General features: G+C 68.6%; 15 protein-coding genes. 7 read left to right on the forward strand and 8 right to left on the reverse strand.

Annotated elements, in window-relative coordinates:
* Positions 1-227: 227 nt before the first annotated feature.
* The 4 genes from AMK34_RS33980 to AMK34_RS33995 all read right to left on the reverse strand — a co-directional run bounded on the left by AMK34_RS33980 (position 228) and on the right by AMK34_RS33995 (position 7,465).
* A complete protein-coding gene (locus AMK34_RS33980; protein WP_007031599.1) occupies positions 228-1,271 on the reverse strand; it encodes a 3-isopropylmalate dehydrogenase in 1,044 nt (347 codons plus the stop codon).
* Between the two features lie 236 nt (positions 1,272-1,507).
* The gene (locus AMK34_RS33985; RefSeq protein WP_073848101.1) at positions 1,508-4,912 is read right to left on the reverse strand and encodes a S8 family peptidase; all 3,405 of its coding nucleotides are present in this window, start codon (positions 4,910-4,912) and stop codon (positions 1,508-1,510) included.
* A gap of 286 nt (positions 4,913-5,198) precedes the next feature.
* Positions 5,199-6,797, reverse strand: a complete 1,599-nt coding sequence (gene serA / locus AMK34_RS33990) for a phosphoglycerate dehydrogenase (RefSeq protein WP_073848102.1) — start codon at positions 6,795-6,797, stop codon at positions 5,199-5,201.
* 101 nt (positions 6,798-6,898) lie between these two features.
* The gene (locus tag AMK34_RS33995) at positions 6,899-7,465 is read right to left on the reverse strand and encodes a TetR/AcrR family transcriptional regulator (protein WP_038509374.1); all 567 of its coding nucleotides are present in this window, start codon (positions 7,463-7,465) and stop codon (positions 6,899-6,901) included.
* A 96-nt stretch (positions 7,466-7,561) separates the two neighbouring features.
* Between AMK34_RS33995 and AMK34_RS34000 the strand changes: the two genes are divergently transcribed.
* From AMK34_RS34000 to AMK34_RS34020, 5 genes are all read left to right on the forward strand, one after another.
* Positions 7,562-8,470: a TIGR03620 family F420-dependent LLM class oxidoreductase gene (locus AMK34_RS34000; RefSeq protein ID WP_073848103.1), complete on the forward strand. Its 909-nt coding sequence runs from the start codon at positions 7,562-7,564 to the stop codon at positions 8,468-8,470.
* On the forward strand, positions 8,467-9,303 hold the full coding sequence (locus AMK34_RS34005) for a TIGR03620 family F420-dependent LLM class oxidoreductase (RefSeq protein WP_073848104.1): 837 nt from the start codon (positions 8,467-8,469) through the stop codon (positions 9,301-9,303). The genes AMK34_RS34000 and AMK34_RS34005 overlap by 4 nt, the downstream gene beginning before the upstream one ends.
* On the forward strand, positions 9,287-10,243 hold the full coding sequence (locus AMK34_RS34010) for an ankyrin repeat domain-containing protein (protein ID WP_073848105.1): 957 nt from the start codon (positions 9,287-9,289) through the stop codon (positions 10,241-10,243). Before AMK34_RS34005 ends, AMK34_RS34010 begins: the two co-directional genes overlap by 17 nt.
* 366 nt (positions 10,244-10,609) lie before the next feature.
* Positions 10,610-11,551: an NADP-dependent oxidoreductase gene (locus AMK34_RS34015; RefSeq protein ID WP_073848106.1), complete on the forward strand. Its 942-nt coding sequence runs from the start codon at positions 10,610-10,612 to the stop codon at positions 11,549-11,551.
* Between the two features lie 80 nt (positions 11,552-11,631).
* Positions 11,632-12,513, forward strand: coding sequence for a nuclear transport factor 2 family protein (locus AMK34_RS34020; RefSeq protein WP_073848107.1), 882 nt, complete (start codon positions 11,632-11,634; stop codon positions 12,511-12,513).
* Here AMK34_RS34020 and AMK34_RS34025 read toward each other — a convergent pair.
* The 4 genes from AMK34_RS34025 to AMK34_RS34040 all read right to left on the reverse strand — a co-directional run bounded on the left by AMK34_RS34025 (position 12,510) and on the right by AMK34_RS34040 (position 16,288).
* Positions 12,510-12,773 (reverse strand): DUF397 domain-containing protein, encoded by a 264-nt coding sequence (locus AMK34_RS34025; RefSeq protein ID WP_038522647.1) that lies wholly within the window; start codon positions 12,771-12,773, stop codon positions 12,510-12,512. The genes AMK34_RS34020 and AMK34_RS34025 overlap by 4 nt on opposite strands.
* An 86-nt stretch (positions 12,774-12,859) precedes the next feature.
* A complete protein-coding gene (ilvC, locus tag AMK34_RS34030) occupies positions 12,860-13,873 on the reverse strand; it encodes a ketol-acid reductoisomerase (RefSeq protein WP_016336537.1) in 1,014 nt (337 codons plus the stop codon).
* Between the two features lie 37 nt (positions 13,874-13,910).
* Positions 13,911-14,417 (reverse strand): acetolactate synthase small subunit, encoded by a 507-nt coding sequence (gene ilvN / locus AMK34_RS34035; RefSeq protein WP_005162051.1) that lies wholly within the window; start codon positions 14,415-14,417, stop codon positions 13,911-13,913.
* Positions 14,414-16,288, reverse strand: coding sequence for an acetolactate synthase large subunit (locus AMK34_RS34040; protein WP_038509367.1), 1,875 nt, complete (start codon positions 16,286-16,288; stop codon positions 14,414-14,416). The genes ilvN and AMK34_RS34040 overlap by 4 nt, the downstream gene beginning before the upstream one ends.
* 321 nt (positions 16,289-16,609) lie before the next feature.
* On the opposite strand from AMK34_RS34040, the gene AMK34_RS34045 reads away from it, so the two are divergent.
* Complete coding sequence (locus tag AMK34_RS34045) at positions 16,610-17,068, forward strand: PH domain-containing protein (protein ID WP_038509366.1); 459 nt, start codon at positions 16,610-16,612, stop codon at positions 17,066-17,068.
* Positions 17,069-17,131: 63 nt separating this feature from the next.
* Positions 17,132-18,976 (forward strand): dihydroxy-acid dehydratase, encoded by a 1,845-nt coding sequence (ilvD, locus tag AMK34_RS34050; protein ID WP_038509365.1) that lies wholly within the window; start codon positions 17,132-17,134, stop codon positions 18,974-18,976.
* The last annotated feature ends 45 nt before the right edge of the window (positions 18,977-19,021 follow it).

Here is a 19,021-nt window from a genome sequence, read left to right on the forward strand (position 1 = left end):
GGGTGCGAGAGGTTGCGCGCCGGGGGCTCTTGTGGAGCTGTTATCCGGCGCGCTCGGCGATAATGATGGTGCAGGAGGTCACGGACGCATCATGGCACACGCTTCGCCGGGCGTCCACAAGCCGGGCGAAAGGTTCCACACTTCGGGACACATTCCCGGGTGGCAGGCGTGACAAAGGGGCCCTTCACCGCGTGAGATGCGGTGAAGGGCCCCTTCAGCCCAAAAAACTACTGAGTGACCGGGCGCACGTTCGACGACACCAGGGCCGCCAGCCGGTCACCGATCGCGTGCGTCGCACCGGGCGACGCCTGGTCACGGGTCGCGAGGTCGAAGGCCACCGAGGCCTCGATCCGCCGCGCCGCTTCCTTCTGTCCCAAGTGGTCCAGCAGCAGCGAGACCGAGAGCACCGCGGCGGTCGGGTCGGCGAGACCCTGGCCCGCGATGTCCGGCGCGCTGCCGTGCACCGGCTCGAACATGCTCGGGTTCCGCCGGGTGATGTCGAGGTTCCCGCTCGCCGCCAGCCCGATGCCGCCGGTCACGGCGGCCGCCAGGTCGGTGATGATGTCGCCGAACAGGTTGTCCGTCACCACGACGTCGAACCGGGACGGGTCGGTCACCAGGTGGATGGTCGCGGCGTCCACATGGGAATAGGCGACCGTAACCTCCGGGTGCTCCAGCGAGACCTCTTCGACGATCCGCGACCACAGCGAGCCCGCGTACTCGAGCACGTTCGTCTTGTGCAGGAGCGTCAGGTGCTTGCGGGGCCGCGCCTCGGCCCGGTTGAACGCGTCGGTCACCACGCGCCGGACGCCGAACGCCGTGTTGACGCTGACCTCCGTCGCGATCTCGTTCTCGGTGTCCTTGCGCAGCAGGCCACCGTTGCCCGCGTACGGGCCTTCGGTGCCTTCACGCACGACGACCATGTCGATCTCGCCCGCCTCGGCGAGCGGTCCGCGCACACCCGGGTACAACCGGGCGGGGCGCAGGTTCACGTGGTGGTCGAGTTCGAACCTGAGCCGCAGCAACAGGCCGCGCTCCAGGATGCCGCTCGGCACCGTCGGGTCGCCCACCGCGCCCAGCAGGATCGCGTCGTGCTGACGGAGTTCACCGAGTACCGACTCCGGGAGCAGCTCGCCGGTGGAGTGCCACCGGGCGGCGCCGAGGTCGTAGTTCGTGATCTCCGCCGTCGGTACGACCTCACCGAGCACCTTGAGCGCCTCGGAGACCACTTCGGGCCCGATCCCGTCTCCTGGGATCACCGCGAGCCGCATCCACACACCTCCGTAGACCAGGCCACCGGCAGTCCGGATGGCCCATCCGCAAGAAAACGCCAGCAGCGGAAGGTTACCGGCCGTAGCCCGGTAGCCGTAGCCGCACCACCCTTATGCCGGAACCTCCCACAGAGCGAGACAGCCGAAAGAGTGAAAACAAGAAGGGACGCCCTGGCGCAAAGCATGCCGCCAGGGCGTCCCTCACCTCATCGAACGCCGGTTATCGCACTATCGCGTCAGCCCACACCGATCGGCTGACGTCCGGTGTGCCGCCCGCCGTTGCCCGGCCGGTCGACGCCCGTGTTGCCACCACCCGCGTTCGTCTGGATCTTCACCACGTTCGCCCGGTTGCCCGAGGCGTTGTGGTGCTCGATCGCCAGCAGGCCCAGCACGGTGTCCTGCGCGGCCGCGTTGCGGTTGACCACCAGCGCCGTGCCCGGCTTCGCGACGTAGCCCAGCGCGGAGTCGCCGCCGCCCTGGACCGTGTACGCGGGAGCCAAGGCGTCGAACGAAAGCGGCGTGCCGACGTAGTCGATCGTCGACGAGTCCGCACCTGGTGCCGCGTAGAACCCGGAGGTCCCGACGGTGTAGCTGATCTTGTGCGACGCGGCGTTGGGGTCGATCCCCAGCGCGGCGATGCTCACCGGCAGCACGACGACGTTGGTGTCGTACACGTTCGTGTCGACGTCGCCGAGCTGGCCGTTGATCGGCTGGATGTCCACCTGCGGGAAGCCCGGCTTCAGGGCCACGGTGACCGCCACGAGGACGTCGGTCGACGTCACCTTGGTCACATAGGTCTCGAAGTCCGGCTGCCCGTCGCCCGTGGTGTCGATGTCCACGAACGGCGAGGTGTTGCTGCCCAGGTTGGCCAGGTCGCTCCAGGTGGTGAGACCGAAGGCCAGCAACGCGTTCTCCGGCTCACCCTGCGCCTTGGCCAGCGGAGCGGTCGACGCCGCGCCGATGTAGCGCAGGTCGGCGCCCTTGGCGGTCTGGTTCAGCGTGCAGTCGGTGGTGACGTCGCCGTCGCACTCGGGCAGCTGCGGGGATTCCGCCTGCAGTTCGAGCACGCTGATCAGCGAGCGGTACCGCTGCGCGCCGGAGCCCTGGTCCACGCCCTTGCCGGTCAGGTTCAGCACGGCCTGGTTCTGGCCGGCGCCGAAGTTGACGTTGCCCGGGGTGTTGATGGACGAAACGGGCTTCGGCGCGGAGTACACCGAGAGCCGCAGCGGAACGGTCGTGCCGCTCTTCGGAGTGAACGCGATCCGGCCGGAGGCGTCCGCTACGAACTGGCGGGCGAGGCCGACCTGCGTGGCCGCCATGGTCGGGTCCATGACCTTGCGGAGCGCCTTGGAGTCGGCGATCTTCAGGGTCACCTTCACCAGCGCGATACCGCGCGGGCTCAGCTTCACCGTCGGCTTGTCCACTGTGTACTCGACACCGGGGAGCGAGTTCACGGCTTCGTAGCCCACCGAGTACTCGACCGGCTTGATGCCCTTGTTGACCACCTTGACCGTCTTGGTCAGGGTGACCGGGCCGCCCGCTTCGACGACGCCGAAGTTGACCGAGACGAAGCCGGGGTTGTCGACGACGTAGGCCAGGACCTGGTTGTCCAGCGCGGCCTTCGCGTCGATCCGGCCGCTGCCGACGCGCTGCGGACCGTAGACCCGGCCCGAAGCGTCGTGGATGTCGTGGCCGGCGGTGTTGATGACCGAGGCCTTGACCTCCTCGACCGACCAGTCCGGGTGCGCCTGACGGATCAGGGCGGTGATACCCGAGGTGTGCGGAGCCGCCATCGACGTCCCGGAGATGACCAGACGGCCCGCTCCGCTGCCGGCCAGCGCCGACGAGATCGAGTCACCGGGCGCCGCGACGTCCGGCTTGACGGCCGGGCCGCGCCCGCCACGCGAGGTGAACGAGCTCGGGGTGTCCACAATGGACTGATCGGTGGTCGGCACGGACACGCGGCCCTTGCCGGTCATCCGGACCTGCAGCGTGCCCGCGGCCACCGCCGGGCGGACCGAAGCGGTCGCGCTGCCGGTCAGCTGGAACGTCGGCAGGGCCGCGTTGCCCGCGATACCCGCCGAGAAGTGCTCCAGTGTCGAGGAGAACAGCGCGCCCTTGGCACCGGCCGCCTGCGCGTTGTTGGAACGGGCGCCGGAACCGCAGGCGCGGTTCGCGTCGTTGTCGTCCCATTCGAGGAACACGATCTTGCCCGCGGCCTTGGCCTTGTCGGCCTCGGAGTACGGCTTGCAGCCGGCGGCGTTGTCGGCCGACAGCGTGACCACCGGCGCGGTGACGTCGAGCGTGTCGTAGGTCGCGTAGTTCTGGCTGAACTGGCCGGTCTTCGCGCCCTTGACGCCGTCGGGAGCGACGGCTTCGACGGCGTCGCGGAGGACGGACGCGTCACGGCTGCTGGCGACGGTCAGCGCCTCGGGCGTGTTGCCCGGCGCGCCGCCGACGTCGTTGAGGTCGCCGCCGTTGCCCGCGGAGAACACCGGGACGACGTTGTTCGCGGCGATCTTGCGCACGAACAGCGAGTCCGGGTCGTCCGGGGTGGCGAAGTCGCCGCCGAGGGACAGGTTCACCACGTCGAGGTGGTCGGTGAAGTCGCCGTCGCCGTCCGGGTCGAGCGACCAGTCGAGCGCCTGCGAGGTGACGTTGGTCGAGCCGTCGCAGCCGAAGACCTTGATGGCGTACAGGAGGGCCTTGGGCGCGGTGCCCGGGCCGATCTGCATCGCTTCGATCTTCTTCTTGTTGAGCTTCTTGTAGTCGCCCGTGAAGGTCTTGCCCGCTTCGTCGACACCGAAACCGGCGACCGTGCCCGCGACGTGCGTGCCGTGGTGGCCGCAGGCGAGCGGGTTGGGGTCCGGCTTCGGGGTCTTGAGGGCCGGGTCGTCGCTGCCCGAGTCGTAGGCGTCGCCGACCAGGTCGATACCGCCGACGACCTTGTCGGTCGGGAAGGCCGGGGTGGCCTGGTCGCGGTTGATCGCGTTGTAGGCCTCGGCCGTGCCCGGGCCGCCGAAGTCGGCGTGGGTGTAGTCGATGCCGTCGTCGATCACGCCGACGCGGATGCCGTCGCCGTAGCGGCCGGTCTGCTGCCACGACGCGAGCGTGTTGGTCAGCTGGACCGCGCTGGAGTTGGTGCGGGTCTTGGGGACCACCTTCTTGACCGAGACGACGTCCGGCCGCTTCGCCAGCTCGCGGATCTTCGCCGCGTCGGCCGTGACGACCGCGCCGGCGACCGCGTTGGCGGTCTGGGTGACCAGCTGGGTGCCGGCGTCGGCGGCCTTGAGCTGACCGACGACGGAGTTCACCGTCGCGGCCGCGGCGGCCTTGGCGTCCTTCGCGGCCTTCTTCGCCTTCTCCTTGCCCGCGCCCTTGTTCTGCTCGGCGTTGAAGGCGTCGACGGCGGGTTGCTTGGCCAGCTCGACGAAGGCGGTGATCTGCCCTTGGGCGGCCTTGAGCTTCGGCTCGACCTTCCCCTGGAATCCGTTACGGTCGATCTTCGCCGGCGTGACACCGTCCGCGAGGGGGACATCCTGCGCGGCTGCGGTCGCCCCGGTCACGGACGTCGCGAGCAACGCGGCGAAGACCGCGGCCGATGAGCGGATGGCCCACCGGGGTACGCGGGATCTGTTCATGAGTAAGTGCCCTCACTCGAGGCCTCGACTCGGAACCTGCCTGCCGCTCGAACACACCCCCGACGGTGAGCCCCGGCGCCGCGCCGTGCCCTTGACGGCGCGATGGTTCGGCCTCGCCGGAAGAACCTATCCGGGGACCAGCCCGACTTCAGTAGGCATTTTTCACCGTTATTGAATCTTGCTCTTCGCGCGTGGTCGACTACTTGCGAAGAGCGCAAACAACTTGTTGGCACATAACGAAAGCCGCGTCCGTGGACGCGGCTTTCGTCAGTGCGATTCCCGCAGGTCAGCCGAAGTTGACCGCGCGGATCGTGTGCGCGCCGACGGTGGCGCCGATCGGCTCCAGCAGGTGCGAGTCGACGGAACGGTCGACGCGCAGCAGCATCACCGCGTCCGCGCCGTCGGTGGTCTGGCTGATCTGCGCGGCCTCGATGTTGAGGCCCGCCTCGCCGAGCAGCGTGCCGACGCGGCCCATGATGCCCGGGCGGTCCGGGTACTCGAGCAGCAGCACGTTGCCCTCGGCGCGCAGGTCGAAGTGACGACCGTTGACCTCGACCAGCTTCTCGACCTCGTCCTTGCCGGTGACCGAACCGGACACCGAAAGGGTCGTGCCGTCGGCGTGGACCGCGCGGACGGTGACCAGGCTGCGGAATTTGGGGCTTTCGGTCTCGGTGACCAGTTCGACCTGGACGCCCAGTTCTTCGGCGACGCGCGGCGCGTTCACGAAGGTGACCTGGTCCTCGACGACGCCGGAGAACACGCCGCGCTCGGCCGCGAGCGGCAGCACGCTGACGTCCTCGGCGGCCAGCTCGCCCTTGACCACGACGGTGACCGAGGCCGGGGCCTTCGGGTTCAGCGCGGTCAGCACGGTGCCGAGCTTCTGGGTGAGCGAGAGGTACGGCCGAACGTGCTCGCCGACCGTGCCGCCGCCCGCGACGTTCACCGCGTCCGGCACGAAGTCGCCGCGCAGCGCGAGCAGCACGGACTTCGCGACGTCGGTGCCCGCGCGGTCCTGCGCCTCGGCGGTCGACGCGCCCAGGTGCGGCGTGACGACGACGTTCGGCAGGCCGAACAGCGGGCTCTCGGTGGTGGGCTCGGTGACGAACACGTCGATACCGGCACCACCGACGTGGCCGGAGCTGACCGCGTCCGCCAGCGCCTGCTCGTCGATGAGGCCGCCGCGCGCGGCGTTGACGATGATGACGCCCTGCTTGGTCTTCTTGAGCGCCTCGGCGCCGATGAGGCCCTTGGTCTCCGGGGTCTTCGGCAGGTGGATGGAGATCGCGTCGGCACGCTCCAGCAGCTCGTCCAGCGTGACCAGCTCGATGCCGAGCTGAGCGGCGCGGGCGGCCGAGACGTAGGGGTCGTACGCGATGATCTTGGTGTCGAACGCGGCGAGCCGCTGCGCGAACAGCTGGCCGATCTTGCCGAGGCCGACCACACCGATGGTCTTGCCCTGGATCTCGACGCCGGAGTAGGCGCTGCGCTTCCACGCGCCGCCCTGGAGGCTCTGGTCCGCGGCCGGGACCCGGCGGGCGACGGCGAGCAGCAGCGCGACGGCGTGCTCGGCGGCGGAGACGATGTTCGAGGTCGGCGCGTTGACCACCAGCACACCGCGTTCGGTGGCGGCGGGGACCTCGACGTTGTCCAGCCCGACGCCGGCGCGGGCGACGACCTTGAGCGAGGTGGTGGCGCCGAGGACCTCGGCGTCGACCTTCGTCGCGGACCGCACGAGCAGCGCGTCCGCCGTCTTCACGGCTTCGAGCAGCGCGGGGCGGTCCGTGCCGTCCACATGCTGGACCTCGACCTCGTCGGAGAAGACGCTCAACACGGAGGGCGCGAGCTTCTCGGCGATGAGGACGACGGGCTTGTTCGGCTTGGTCACGATACGGCTCCCACTATCTGGTCTGTGCCTGCGACTCACTGTTGACGGTCACGCCGTTGTGCCCGGTTGCGCCGCAGTTTAGACCTGGTGACAGGGGATTGTTAACTCGCCCGTAATCCCGCGAAAACGAGATCGAGGAGCCGTTCGAGGCCCTTGTCACCCGAAAGGTGTTCGCTGGCCCAGGAAAGCGCGTGCAGCAACACCAGTAATTCGTGCACTGTGACGTCGGCCCGGAGCTCCCCCGAGGCCTTCGCCCTTTCCACCAGTTGGGACACCTGATCACGCATGGCGTGACAGGAGGCGTACAGCGGCGAGGTCTCGTCGTTGAGGACGTCGACCATCAGCTCGGGCAGCCCCCGGTAGCGCGCCGACTGTTCACCCATCCCGGCGAACCAGGCCTTCAACGCCTCCACCGGCTCCGGGGAGCCCAGCAGGTCGCGAGCCGCTTCGGCCTGCGCGTCGAACCCTTCGCGCAACACTGTCTCGACCAGCGCTTCCCGCGTCGGGAAGTGCCGGTAGAGCGTTCCGATCCCGACTCCGGCCCGGCGCGCGATCTCCTCCAGTGACGCCTCGACGCCGTTCGCGGCGAAGGCGCGCCTCGCTTCTTCGAGGAGGCGCTCGTAGTTGCGCCGGGCGTCCGCCCGCAGCGGCTTCTTCTCGGTGTCCATCGCGCTCCAAAGCCTAGTCTCGACAAATCGGAGGCAGCCTCCGTATAGTCGGGCGACGTAAGCGGAGGCTGCCTCATGTTAGCTGGGGAGACTGTGATGGACCTGATCGAAGAAACCCGGGAGCGGCTGGGCCCGGTGGGTGTCTGGTTGCCGGTCGGCATGTTCACGCCGACACCCGACGAAGAACGGCGGGCGATCCGACGCCTGGAAGAGCTGGGTTACCGCACCGTTTGGGGTGGCGAGGGGCCCGGCAACCGGGAGCTGTTCGCCTACAGCGCCATCACCCTCGCGGCCACCGAGCGAGTGGTGGTCGGCACCGGGATCGCGAACATCTGGTCGCGGCCCGCGTACACCGCCCACAGTGGCGGGCGCACACTCGCGCAGGCGTTCCCCGGCCGGTTCGTACTCGGCGTCGGGATCGGCCACTCCTATCAGGCGGCGAAGGCGGGCTCGGACTACCGGCCGCTCGACCAGACCCGTGACTACCTCACGGCCATGGCCGCGGCGGCGGAGGAATTCCCTTCCCCTGTCCCCTTCCCGCGGGTCCTGGCCGCCGTCGGGCCGAAAATGCTCGAACTCGCGCGCGATCTCACGGACGGAGCGCATCCGTTCGCCCAGCCCTTCGAGCACACGCCGTACTCGCGCGAAATCCTCGGCCGGGACAAGCTGCTCATCCCCACCCATTCGGTTCTGCTCGGCGACCGCGAACAGGCGCGGAAGAGCGTGGCGAGGGACATCGGGCTGATGAAGCAGTACGGCATCCCGCACTATTTCAAAGGCTGGAAGCGGCTCGGCTACACCGACGCGGACATCGACGACGTCAGCGACCGGCTCGTGGACGGGCTGACCGCGTGGGGCGACGAGGAGCGGATCGCCGGGCGGCTCAAGGAACTCGTCGACGCCGGAGCGGACACCGTGCTCGTCAATCCGGTCGGGGACGATCTCACGTCCATCGTGGACCAGCTGGAGCGGCTCGCCCCCGCCCTGACGGCGGTGACCCGATGAGCGTCGGCATCTGGACGTTTTCTTTCGACGGCAAGGAAATCGGCGAAGTCCGCGAGGCGGCCGCGGAAGTCGAGGAGCTCGGCTACGACACGTTGTGGTTCGGGGAGTATCTGGGCCGGGAGGCGTTCACGCAGGCGGGTCTGCTGCTCGCGGCGACCTCACGGATGACCGTCGCCACCGGCATCGCGCGGTTCTCGCATCGGGCCCCCGTCGCGGCGGCCGCCGCCGAGCGGACCCTCGCCGAGGCGTATCCCGGCCGGTTCGTCCTCGGCCTCGGCGGACACCTTCCTGGCGCGAAACCGCTGGAAGGGATGCGCGGCTACCTCGACGAAATGGACGGGACCGAACTGTCCACACCGGACTCCCCGCGCCGGCGTCTGCTGGCCGCGCTGGGGCCGAAGATGCTCGCCCTGGCCGCGGAACGCACCGATGGGGCACATTCGTACTTCGTCCCCGTCGAGCACACCGCGCTGGCGCGGGAGGCCATCGGCCCCTCGTCCTTCCTCGCCGTCGAGCAGGCCGTCGTGCTGGGATCGGACCGGGAGATCGCGCGGCGGCACGTGTCGATGTACCTGGAACTGGCGGCCCACCATCGGGCGAATCTGCGGCGATTCGGGTTCACCGAGGCGGACTACGGCTCCGACAAGCTGGTGGACGCGCTGGTCGCCGTCGGCGAGGACGAGATCTCCGCGCGGGTCCAGGCGCATCTGGACGCCGGGGCCGACCACGTCTGCCTGCAGGTCCTGACCGGGGACGAACGGATCCCGCTGGCCGAATGGCGGGTTCTGTCGGGGGTCGGGGGTAGCGTGCGGGAGCGTGACGTCACCGGCTGAGCTCGCCTTCGAGAAGGCACGGGAACTGATCGACGCGCGAGACCTGGCCGGGCTCGCGCGCCTGATCGGCGACCTGCCCACCCTTGTCCACGCGCACGGGAAGAACGGGAACGATCTGCTCGGTATGGCCGCCGCGACCCGCGACGAGCGGCTGTGCCGGATCCTGCTCGACCACGGCGCCGATCCGGCGTCCGCCAACGTGCACGGCTGGACGGCGTTGCACCAGGCCGGGTACGTCGGATTGCCGCTGCTGGTCACGATGCTGCTCGACGCGGGCGCCCCCGTCGACGTCCCGGCCCGGGGCGACGGCGGGACACCGCTGGTGGTCGCGCTGTTCTGGGGCCATCAGGAGGCCGCGGAGCTGCTGGCTTCGCGCAGTCTCGCGCCCGGCAACCTCCGCGTGGCGGCGGGGCTCGGCCGAGCCGACCTGCTCGACGAACTGCTCGCACCGGACGGCACGCTCGCCCCCGCGGCGGGCGCGCATCGCGAATTCCACCGGCCGCACAGCGGTTTCCCGGAATGGCGGCCGAGCGAGGATCCTGCCGAGATCGTCGACGAGGCGCTTTCGTGGGCGGCACGGAACGACCGGTCCTCTACTGTGCGCACCTTGGTGGAGCGAGGTGCCCACGTGGACGCCGACGTCTACCGCGGCACGGCGCTGACGTGGGCCGCCGCCCAGGGGAAGGCTTCGGCGATCAAGACCTTGGCGGAGCTGGGTGCTTCGGTCGACCACCGGGGGACGTTCGGCGGGCTTTCGCATGGGGAGGGCGTCACGGCGCTGCACCTGGCCGTGCAGGGCGGGCATGTGGAGGCCGTGCGGGCGTTGCTCGACGTCGGAGCGGATCCTTCGCTGGAAGACTCGCTGTACTCGTCGTCGGCCTTGGGGTGGGCCGAGCACTTCGGGCAGACGGAGATCCTGGCGGTGCTGCGGGGCGCCTGAGCCCTGAGACCGACCTGCGAAAGTCCCCCGCCGTAGGTGTTGCGAAAGCCACTTTCGCAACGTTGAAGGTTGCGAAAGTGGCTTTCGCAACCCCGCGACGGGCGGGACGGTCGCGGAGGCGCCCGACCGGCCGCGCCCGCCCCTGCCCCGAACGCCATGAAAGGTCCTTTCCTTGCAAATTTTGCAAGGAAAGGACCTTTCATGGCACGGCCGCCGGTCCCCCGAGTGTCATGAAAGGGTCGTTCAGGACGAAAAACGTCAGGAACGACCCTTTCATGACATCCGTGAGAGACGTGTCCCGATCCTGACGCCCCCTGGCCCGCCGGACCCTCGTCGAAAGTACGACGCTCGCCGAACAATGGACCCATGCGAGCGATCAGCCAAAACCGCCTGGGCGGCCCCGAAGTCCTCGAACTCGTCGACGTCGGAAGACCCACCCCGGGCCCGACCCAGATCCTGGTCCGGGTGCACGCCGCCGGCGTCAACCCGGTCGACTGGAAGACCCGCGAGACCGGCGGCATCGGCCCGATGGGCGATCCGCCGTTCATCCTCGGCTGGGACGTGTCCGGCGTGGTCGAGGAGGTCGGCGCGGGCGCTTCCCTGTTCTCCCCCGGCGACGAGGTCTTCGGCATGCCGTCGTTCCCGTTCCAGGCGGGCGCATACTCCGAATACGTCGCCGCGCCGAGCCGTCACTTCGCGCGCAAGCCGTCCACTTTGGACCATGTGCACGCGGCCGCGGTCCCGCTCGCGGGACTGACCGTCTGGCAGAGTCTCGTCGACACGGCGGATCTCCGGCCAGGGCAACGGGTCCTGATCCACGCAGCGGCGGGCGGCGTCGGGCATCTCGCGGTCCAGATCGCCAAGGCGCGCGGCGCGTACGTGATCGGGACGGCCAGCGCGGCCAAACACGAGTTCCTCCGCGGTCTCGGCGCGGACGAACTCATCGACTACCGCACGACGGATTTCGCCGATGAGGTCCGCGATGTGGACGTCGTCCTCGACACGATCGGCCTGGAGTACGGGCCCCGATCGCTCAAGACGCTGCGCCGCGGCGGCAGGCTCGTCCAGCTCACCCGCACGAACGACGAGCGGATGCCGGAACTGGCCGAGGCCGCCGGAGTCACCGCCGGGTTCACCCTCGCCGAACCGGACCGCACCGGCCTGCTCGCGCTGGCCGAACTCGTCGACAGCGGACGGCTCAAGCCGACCATCGACACGGTGTTCCCGCTGGAAGAGGCCGCGAAGGCACAAGAACTCGTGGCGGCTGGCAAGACCACGGGGAAGGTCGTGCTCTCCGTCGTGGAATGACCAGTGGACAAGTGGAGTCTGTAGTCCGTATCGTCACAGGCGGACTACAGACTCCGTTTATGTCCTACTTGGGAGACCTCATGACCACACCCCGCGACGTCTTCGACGCGCTTTCCGCACGCATCACCGCTCGGCGCTGGGACGAGATTTTCGCGCTCTACGCCGAAGACGCCGTCGTCGAAAACCCGCAGCGACCGCCGGTGCCGTCCAGGTACGAGGGCCGCGAGACCCTGCGGAAGAACTTCGGCGGCGGCCTGAACGTGCGCATGGACAGGGCGGATGTCCTGATTCACGGGACAACCGACCCGGAGGTGATCGTCGCCGAGTACCGCAATGTCGGCGAGGCGCTGGACACCGGGAAGTCCTTCGACATCGCCAACATCCAGCTGCTCCGCGTGCGCGACGGGCTCATCGTCCATTCACGCGACTACCACGACTACCTGCCGCTCATCGCGGCACAGGACGGCCTGGAAAATCTGAAGAAGGGCTTCGAGACCGCGGAGCGCGAGCTCACACCGGTGCCGCCGCGCCCCGCGTCGACGGCGGATCCGAAGAGCCCGCGCGGCGTTTTCGAGCGGCTCGCGTACGGTGTCGCGGACGGCGACTGGGCCGGATTGCCGGAGCTCTACGCCGAGGAAACCCAGGTCACGCACCCGTTTCTGCCCGGGGCGGAGACCCTGAAGTCGAGGGAAGACCTGCGTGAGCATTTCAAGTTCGGCGAGCGGGGCGCGATCCGCTTCCAGGTCCGGGATCTGGCGATCCACGAGACCCTCGACCCCGAGGTCGTGATCGGCGAGTTCGACTACCAGGGAACGGCGGGCGGCAGCGCGGAATTCCGCGTTTCGAACATCTTCGTGCTGCGGGTGCGGGACGGGCTGATCGTCGAATCACGGGACTACGTCGACCATCTCGCCATCGCGGCCGCCACCGGCCGGCTCGACGAGCTGATTTCCCAGCTTTAGGCAGGCAAGTCGAATTCGCCGTCCCGAACGCCTTTCAGGAACGCGTCCCATTCAGTAGGCGTGAACACGAGCAGATGACCGTCGGGTTCGACGACCCGGCGCATCGCGGTGTAGGTGACCCCGTCGGCGTGCGGCACCAGCGCGTACTCGACGGCGTCCTTGAGGTTCGCGCCTTCCGGTTCACCCCGGATCCACACGGCGTCACTCAAGTCCAGGTCGGGCCGGATATGCGCCTTGTCGTCCACCGGCTGCTCACTCATGGTGCCCACGCTATCGCTTTCCGATATGCAAAACGAAGGGGCCCTTCACCGCATCGCATGCGGTGAAGGGCCCCTTCAGCCCACGACTAGGCGGTTTCGGTGATCGGCCGGTCCACCCACGACATCAGGTCGCGCAGCTTCTTGCCGGTCTCCTCGATCGGGTGCTGGTTGCCCTGCTCCTCGAGCTTGGTGAAGTTCGGCCGCCCGGCCTCGTCCTCGGCGACCCATTCGCGGGCGAACGTGCCGTCCTGGATCTCGCCGAGGATCTTCTTCATCTCTTCCTTGACCGCCGGCGATATGACGCGCGGGCCGCGGGTCAGGTCGCCGTACTCGGCGGTGTCGGAGATCGAGTAGCGCTGACGCGCGATGCCGCCCTCGTACATGAGGTCGACGATCAGCTTCAGCTCGTGCAGCACCTCGAAGTAGGCGATCTCCGGGGCATAGCCGGCCTCGGTGAGCACCTCGAAACCGGTCTGCACCAGCGCGGAGGCGCCACCGCAGAGCACGGCCTGCTCGCCGAAGAGGTCGGTCTCGGTCTCCTCGGTGAAGGTCGTCTTGATGACACCGGCGCGGGCGCCACCGATGGCGGCCGCGTAGGAGAGCGCGAGCGCCTGCGCGTTGCCGGAGGCGTCCTGCTCGACCGCGATGAGCGCCGGGACGCCCTTGCCGTCGACGAACTGGCGGCGGACCAGGTGGCCCGGGCCCTTCGGGGCGACCATGGCGACGTCCACGTTCGACGGCGGCTTGATGAGGTCGTAGCGGATGTTGAAGCCGTGACCGAAGAAGAGCGCGTCGCCGTCCTTGAGGTTCGGCGCGATGTCCTGCTCGTAGATGAAGCGCTGCTTCGTGTCCGGCGCGAGGATCATGATCAGGTCGGCTTCGGCGCTGGCCTCGGCCGGGGTGAGCACGCGGAGACCCTGCTCCTCGGCCTTGGCCCGCGACTTCGAGCCCTCGGGCAGGCCGATGCGGACGTCGACGCCGGAGTCGCGCAGGCTCAGCGAGTGCGCGTGGCCCTGGCTGCCGTAGCCGATCACGGCGACCTTGCGACCCTGGATGATCGAAAGGTCCGCGTCGTCGTCGTAAAAGATTTCCACTGCCATGAGGGGTACTACTTCCTTTCCTGACTTACAAACAAAGTTATCGAGCGGAGGTGGCGGTGATCGAGCGGGAGCCCCGGCCGACCGCGACCATGCCGGACTGGACCAGTTCACGGATGCCGTAGGGCTCCAGCATCCGGAGCAGGGCACCGATCTTGTCCGAGGTCCCGGTGGCTTCGACGGTGAGCGCCTCGGGAGACACGTCCACCACCTTCGCGCGGAACAACTGCACTGTTTCGAGGACCTGGCTGCGCACGGTGTTGTCGGCCCGGACCTTCACGAGCAGCAGTTCACGCTGCACGGCTGTGGACTTTTCCAATTCCACGATCTTGATGACGTTGACCAGCTTGTTGAGCTGTTTGGTCACCTGTTCGAGCGGTAGCTCCTCAACGGCGACCACGATCGTCATCCGGGACACCTCGGGATTCTCCGTGGGCCCGACGGCGAGGGATTCGATGTTGAAACCACGCCGGGAGAACAGTCCGGAAACCCGCGCGAGGACACCGGGCTTGTTCTCGACCAGAACGCTCAGGGTGTGCACGCTCATCGGGCGTCTCCTTCTGCGGCCGCGTTGATTTCCGCCTCGGCGGCGACTTCGTCGTCGTCGAAGAGCGGGCGGATCCCGCGCACGGCCATGATTTCGTCGTTACCGGTGCCCGCGGCCACCATGGGCCACACCTGGGCATCCTTCCCCACCACGAAATCGATCACGACGGGGCGGTCGTTGATCTCCATGGCGCGCCGGATGGTGGCGTCGACGTCCTCCTTGGTCTCGCAGCGGAGCCCGGCGCAGCCGAGCGCCTCCGCGAGGAGGGTGAAGTCGGGGATGCGGTGCTTGTGGGTACCGAGATCGGTGTTGGAGTACCGCTCGGAGTAGAAGAGGTTCTGCCACTGGCGGACCATGCCCAGGTTGCCGTTGTTGATGACGGCGACCTTGATCGGCGCGCCTTCGATGGCGCAGGTGGCCAGTTCCTGGTTCGTCATCTGGAAACAGCCGTCGCCGTCGATGGCCCAGACCTGCTTGTCCGGCACGCCGAACTTGGCGCCCATCGCGGCGGGGACGGCGAAGCCCATCGTGCCGAGGCCGCCGGAGTTGATCCAGGTGCGCGGGTTCTCGTACTTCACGAACTGCGCGGCCCACATCTGGTGCTGACCGACGCCTGCGGTGTAGACCGCGTCCGGGCCGACGAGCGAACCGATGCGCTCGATGACGTACTGCGGGGACAGCGTCCCGTCCTCGGGCCACTCGTACCCGGCCGGGTAGTCGTCGCGCCAAGCGCTCGCCTGCGTCCACCAGTCCTTCAGGTCCGGCTTCGCGGACTTGTCGGTCTCGGCGCGGACGGCCTCGATCAGCTCGGTGATGATCTCCGCGCAGTCGCCGACGATCGGCACGTCCGCCTTGCGGTTCTTGGAGATCTCGGCCGGGTCGATGTCGGCGTGGACGATGGCGGCGTCCGGCGCGAACGAGGACAGCTGCCCGGTGACGCGGTCGTCGAAGCGCGCGCCGAGGGCGATCAGCAGATCCGCCCGCTGCATCGCGGCGACCGCGGCGACCGAACCGTGCATCCCCGGCATGCCGAGGTGCTGCGGGTGCGAGTCGGGGAACGCGCCGCGCGCCATCAGCGTGGTGACGACGGGGATGCCGGTCAGTTCGGCCAGTTCCATCAGCTGGCGCGAGGCGTCGGCCTTGACCACGCCGCCGCCGACGTAGAGGACCGGGCGCCGAGACTTGCTGATCAGCCGCGCGGCCTCGCGGACCTGCTTGCCGTGCGGGCGCAGCGTGGGCCGATAGCCCGGCAGCCGCATCTCCGTCGGCCAGGAGAAGGAGGTCATCTCCTGCAGGACGTCCTTGGGGATGTCCACCAGGACCGGGCCGGGACGGCCGGTCGAGGCGAGGTGGAACGCCTCCGCGATGGTGCGCGGGATGTCCGCCGGGTCGGTGACCAGGAAGTTGTGCTTGGTGATCGGCATCGTGATGCCGCAGATGTCGGCTTCCTGGAAGGCGTCCGTGCCGATCAGCGCGCGGGACTGCTGGCCGGTGATGGCGACGACCGGCACCGAGTCCATGTTCGCATCGGCCAGCGGGGTGACCAGGTTGGTCGCGCCGGGACCGGAGGTGGCCATGCACACCCCGACCTTGCCGGTCGCCTGCGCGTACCCGGTGGCGGCGTGGCCGGCGCCCTGTTCGTGACGGACCAGGACGTGGCGGACCTTCGTCGAGTCGAGCAGCGGGTCGTACGCCGGGAGAATGGTGCCGCCGGGAATACCGAACACGACCTCCGCGCCCACCGCCTCGAGCGAGCGGACGAGCGACTGCGCGCCCGTGACCCGCACCGGGGTCCCGGCGGGCGGCGCCGGCTTGGGTCGGGCACCGGAGGTACCGGAGTTCGCATCAGCTCGCGAGGTGGCACTAGTCATCGCTGTTTGCCTCGTCTTGTCTAGTCACTCGTTCGGGTATTCATTGGCTGGTTCGGCAGGGAAACTCTATCCAGGCAACAAAAAACCCCCGCCGACCGGAGTGGTCGCACGAGGGTCGCGCGTCGACGCAGCGGAGACTTCCCTAAGCGTCGACGCGCTTGGGAAGTACGAGGCCGGTCTGCGTTGTCACGAGAGTGAAGCTAGCCGGTCGCCGTCAAGAGTGTCAACTCTGCGGGACGGCGATTCCGCATGCTGGACACCTTCGGCGCGTGGTGCGACCCGCGTTCGGGGCCACGGAGGCGGCGGTGCACCATCTTTGACGTGGCAGAAGAAAAGCAGCGGGAACAGGCGAACGAGGACCGCAAGGCCGTCTTCAAAATCCCGAACACGGCATTGCTGGCGATCGCTTTCCTCGTCGTTTGTGTGACGCCTGTCGCGTTCGGCGACGTGCCGTATCTCCAGTGGCTCTACCTCTTCCCGATCGCGCTGGCGGTGTTCGTCATCCGGACCCGCACGACGGCGACGGCCAACGGGCTGGAGGTGCGGACGATGTTCGGGCGGAAGGATCTGCCGTGGACCTCCCTCAAGGGCCTCGCCATCACTGACAAGGCGAAGGTGCAGGCGGTACTGAAGGACGAGACCAAGGTCGCCCTGCCCGCCGTGCGCACCCGCCATCTTCCGGTGATCTCGCTGGTCAGCGCGGGGCGGATGGCCGATCCCTCCGGGCTGACCGACGACCTGGCCGAGGCTCCGGAAAAGCGCGACGATTCCGGGGAGTAGGATTGGTAGGACCAGTTTGGCGCTCGTTCGCCCTGGTCCCCATCCCGAACCTTGGAGTCAGCCGTGCCTCAACTCCGTTCCCGGACCACCACCCACGGCCGCAACGCGGCGGGCGCGCGCTCGCTCTGGCGCGCCACCGGAATGACCGACAGCGACTTCGGCAAGCCGATCGTCGCCATCGCGAACTCCTACACCCAGTTCGTGCCGGGGCACGTGCACCTCAAGGACCTCGGCGAGATCGTGGCCGGCGCGGTGAAGGAGGCGGGCGGTGTCGCCCGCGAGTTCCACACGATCGCCGTCGACGACGGGATCGCCATGGGGCACAGCGGAATGCTCTACTCGCTGCCCTCGCGCGAGATCATCGCCGACTCCGTCGAGTACATGGTGAACGCGCACCAGGCCGACGCGCTGGTCTGCATCTCCAACTGCGACAAGATCACCCCGGGAATGCTGAACGCCGCCATGCGGCTGAACATCCCGGTGGTGTTCGTCTCGGGTGGACCGATGGAGGCCGGGAAGGCCGTGGTCGTCGGCGGGGTCGCGCAGGCGCCGACCGACCTCATCACCGCGATCGCCGCGTCGGCCAGCAGCGAGGTCGACGAAGACGGACTGTCCATTGTGGAGCGCTCGGCCTGCCCGACCTGTGGCTCGTGCTCGGGCATGTTCACCGCGAACTCGATGAACTGTCTCACCGAGGCGCTCGGGCTCTCCCTGCCGGGCAACGGCTCCACCCTCGCCACGCACGCCGCCCGCCGGGCGCTCTTCGAGGACGCCGGGCGCACGGTCGTCGAGCTGTGCAAGCGCTGGTATGAGCAGGACGACGAGTCCGTGCTCCCGCGCTCGATCGCGTCGAAGAAGGCTTTCGAGAACGCGATGGCCCTCGACATGGCGATGGGCGGTTCGACCAACACGGTGCTGCACATCCTCGCCGCCGCGCAGGAGGGCGAGGTCGACTTCACGATCGACGACATCGACGCCATCGGCCGCCGCGTGCCGTGCCTGTCGAAGGTCGCGCCGAACTCGGACTACCACATGGAGGACGTCCACCGGGCAGGCGGAATCCCGGCCATCCTCGGCGAACTGCACCGCGGTGGGCTGCTGAACACCGACGTGCACTCCGTGCACTCGCCGGATCTGGAGTCGTGGCTGTCCACTTGGGACATCCGGGCGAAGGAGCCGTCGGAGCGGGCGATCGAACTGTTCCACGCCGCTCCGGGCGGGGTCCGCACCACGGAGGCGTTCTCCACCGAGAACCGTTGGTCCTCTTTGGACACCGATGCCGCCGGCGGCTGCATCCACGACGTCGAGCACGCCTACACCAAGGACGGCGGGCTCGCGATCCTGCGCGGCAACCTCGCCGAGAACGGCGCCGTCATCAAGTCGGCGGGTATCGACGAGGAACTGTGGCATTTCGAGGGCCCGGCCCGGGTGCTGGAAAGCCAGGAGGAGGCGGTCTCGGCCATCCTCAAGAAGGAGATCCAGCCCGGTGAGGTGCTGGTGATCCGCTACGAAGGCCCGGCGGGCGGCCCGGGGATGCAGGAGATGCTGCACCCGACGGCGTTCCTCAAGGGCTCGGGGCTGGGCAAGAAATGCGCGCTGATCACCGACGGCCGGTTCTCCGGCGGCTCGTCGGGCATCTCGGTCGGCCACATCTCGCCCGAGGCCGCCGCGGGCGGGGCGATCGGCCTGGTCCAGAACGGCGACCGGATCCTGCTCGACGTCCACGAGCGGCGGCTCGAACTGCTCGTCGACGAGGACGTGCTCGCCGAGCGGCGCGCGAAGATGGAGGCGAGCGAGCGGCCGTGGCAGCCGGTCTCGCGGGACCGGAAGGTCACCGCCGCGCTGCGGGCCTACGCGCGGATGGCGACTTCGGCCGACACCGGCGCCGTCCGGGACCCGAACAAGTAGGCCACGAGCATGCATTGAGAGGACTAAATGCGCAACGAGCGCATT

Source organism: Amycolatopsis sp. CB00013 (genome assembly GCF_001905755.1).
GTDB classification, from domain to species: Bacteria; Actinomycetota; Actinomycetes; order Mycobacteriales; family Pseudonocardiaceae; genus Amycolatopsis; species Amycolatopsis japonica.

Bases quoted from the DNA above. Each gene is read 5' to 3' on its own strand.
- AMK34_RS34020 (WP_073848107.1), top strand. From the start codon at position 11,632: ATGACCACACCCCGCGACGTCTTCGACGCGCTTTCCGCACGCATCACC.
- AMK34_RS33980 (WP_007031599.1), bottom strand. From the start codon at position 1,271: ATGCGGCTCGCGGTGATCCCAGGAGACGGGATCGGGCCCGAAGTGGTC.
- ilvN (WP_005162051.1), bottom strand. From the start codon at position 14,417: ATGAGCGTGCACACCCTGAGCGTTCTGGTCGAGAACAAGCCCGGTGTC.
- AMK34_RS33985 (WP_073848101.1), bottom strand. From the start codon at position 4,912: ATGAACAGATCCCGCGTACCCCGGTGGGCCATCCGCTCATCGGCCGCG.
- AMK34_RS34025 (WP_038522647.1), bottom strand. From the start codon at position 12,773: ATGAGTGAGCAGCCGGTGGACGACAAGGCGCATATCCGGCCCGACCTG.
- AMK34_RS34015 (WP_073848106.1), top strand. From the start codon at position 10,610: ATGCGAGCGATCAGCCAAAACCGCCTGGGCGGCCCCGAAGTCCTCGAA.
- AMK34_RS34040 (WP_038509367.1), bottom strand. From the start codon at position 16,288: ATGACTAGTGCCACCTCGCGAGCTGATGCGAACTCCGGTACCTCCGGT.
- AMK34_RS34000 (WP_073848103.1), top strand. From the start codon at position 7,562: ATGGACCTGATCGAAGAAACCCGGGAGCGGCTGGGCCCGGTGGGTGTC.
- ilvC (WP_016336537.1), bottom strand. From the start codon at position 13,873: ATGGCAGTGGAAATCTTTTACGACGACGACGCGGACCTTTCGATCATC.
- AMK34_RS34005 (WP_073848104.1), top strand. From the start codon at position 8,467: ATGAGCGTCGGCATCTGGACGTTTTCTTTCGACGGCAAGGAAATCGGC.
- AMK34_RS33995 (WP_038509374.1), bottom strand. From the start codon at position 7,465: ATGGACACCGAGAAGAAGCCGCTGCGGGCGGACGCCCGGCGCAACTAC.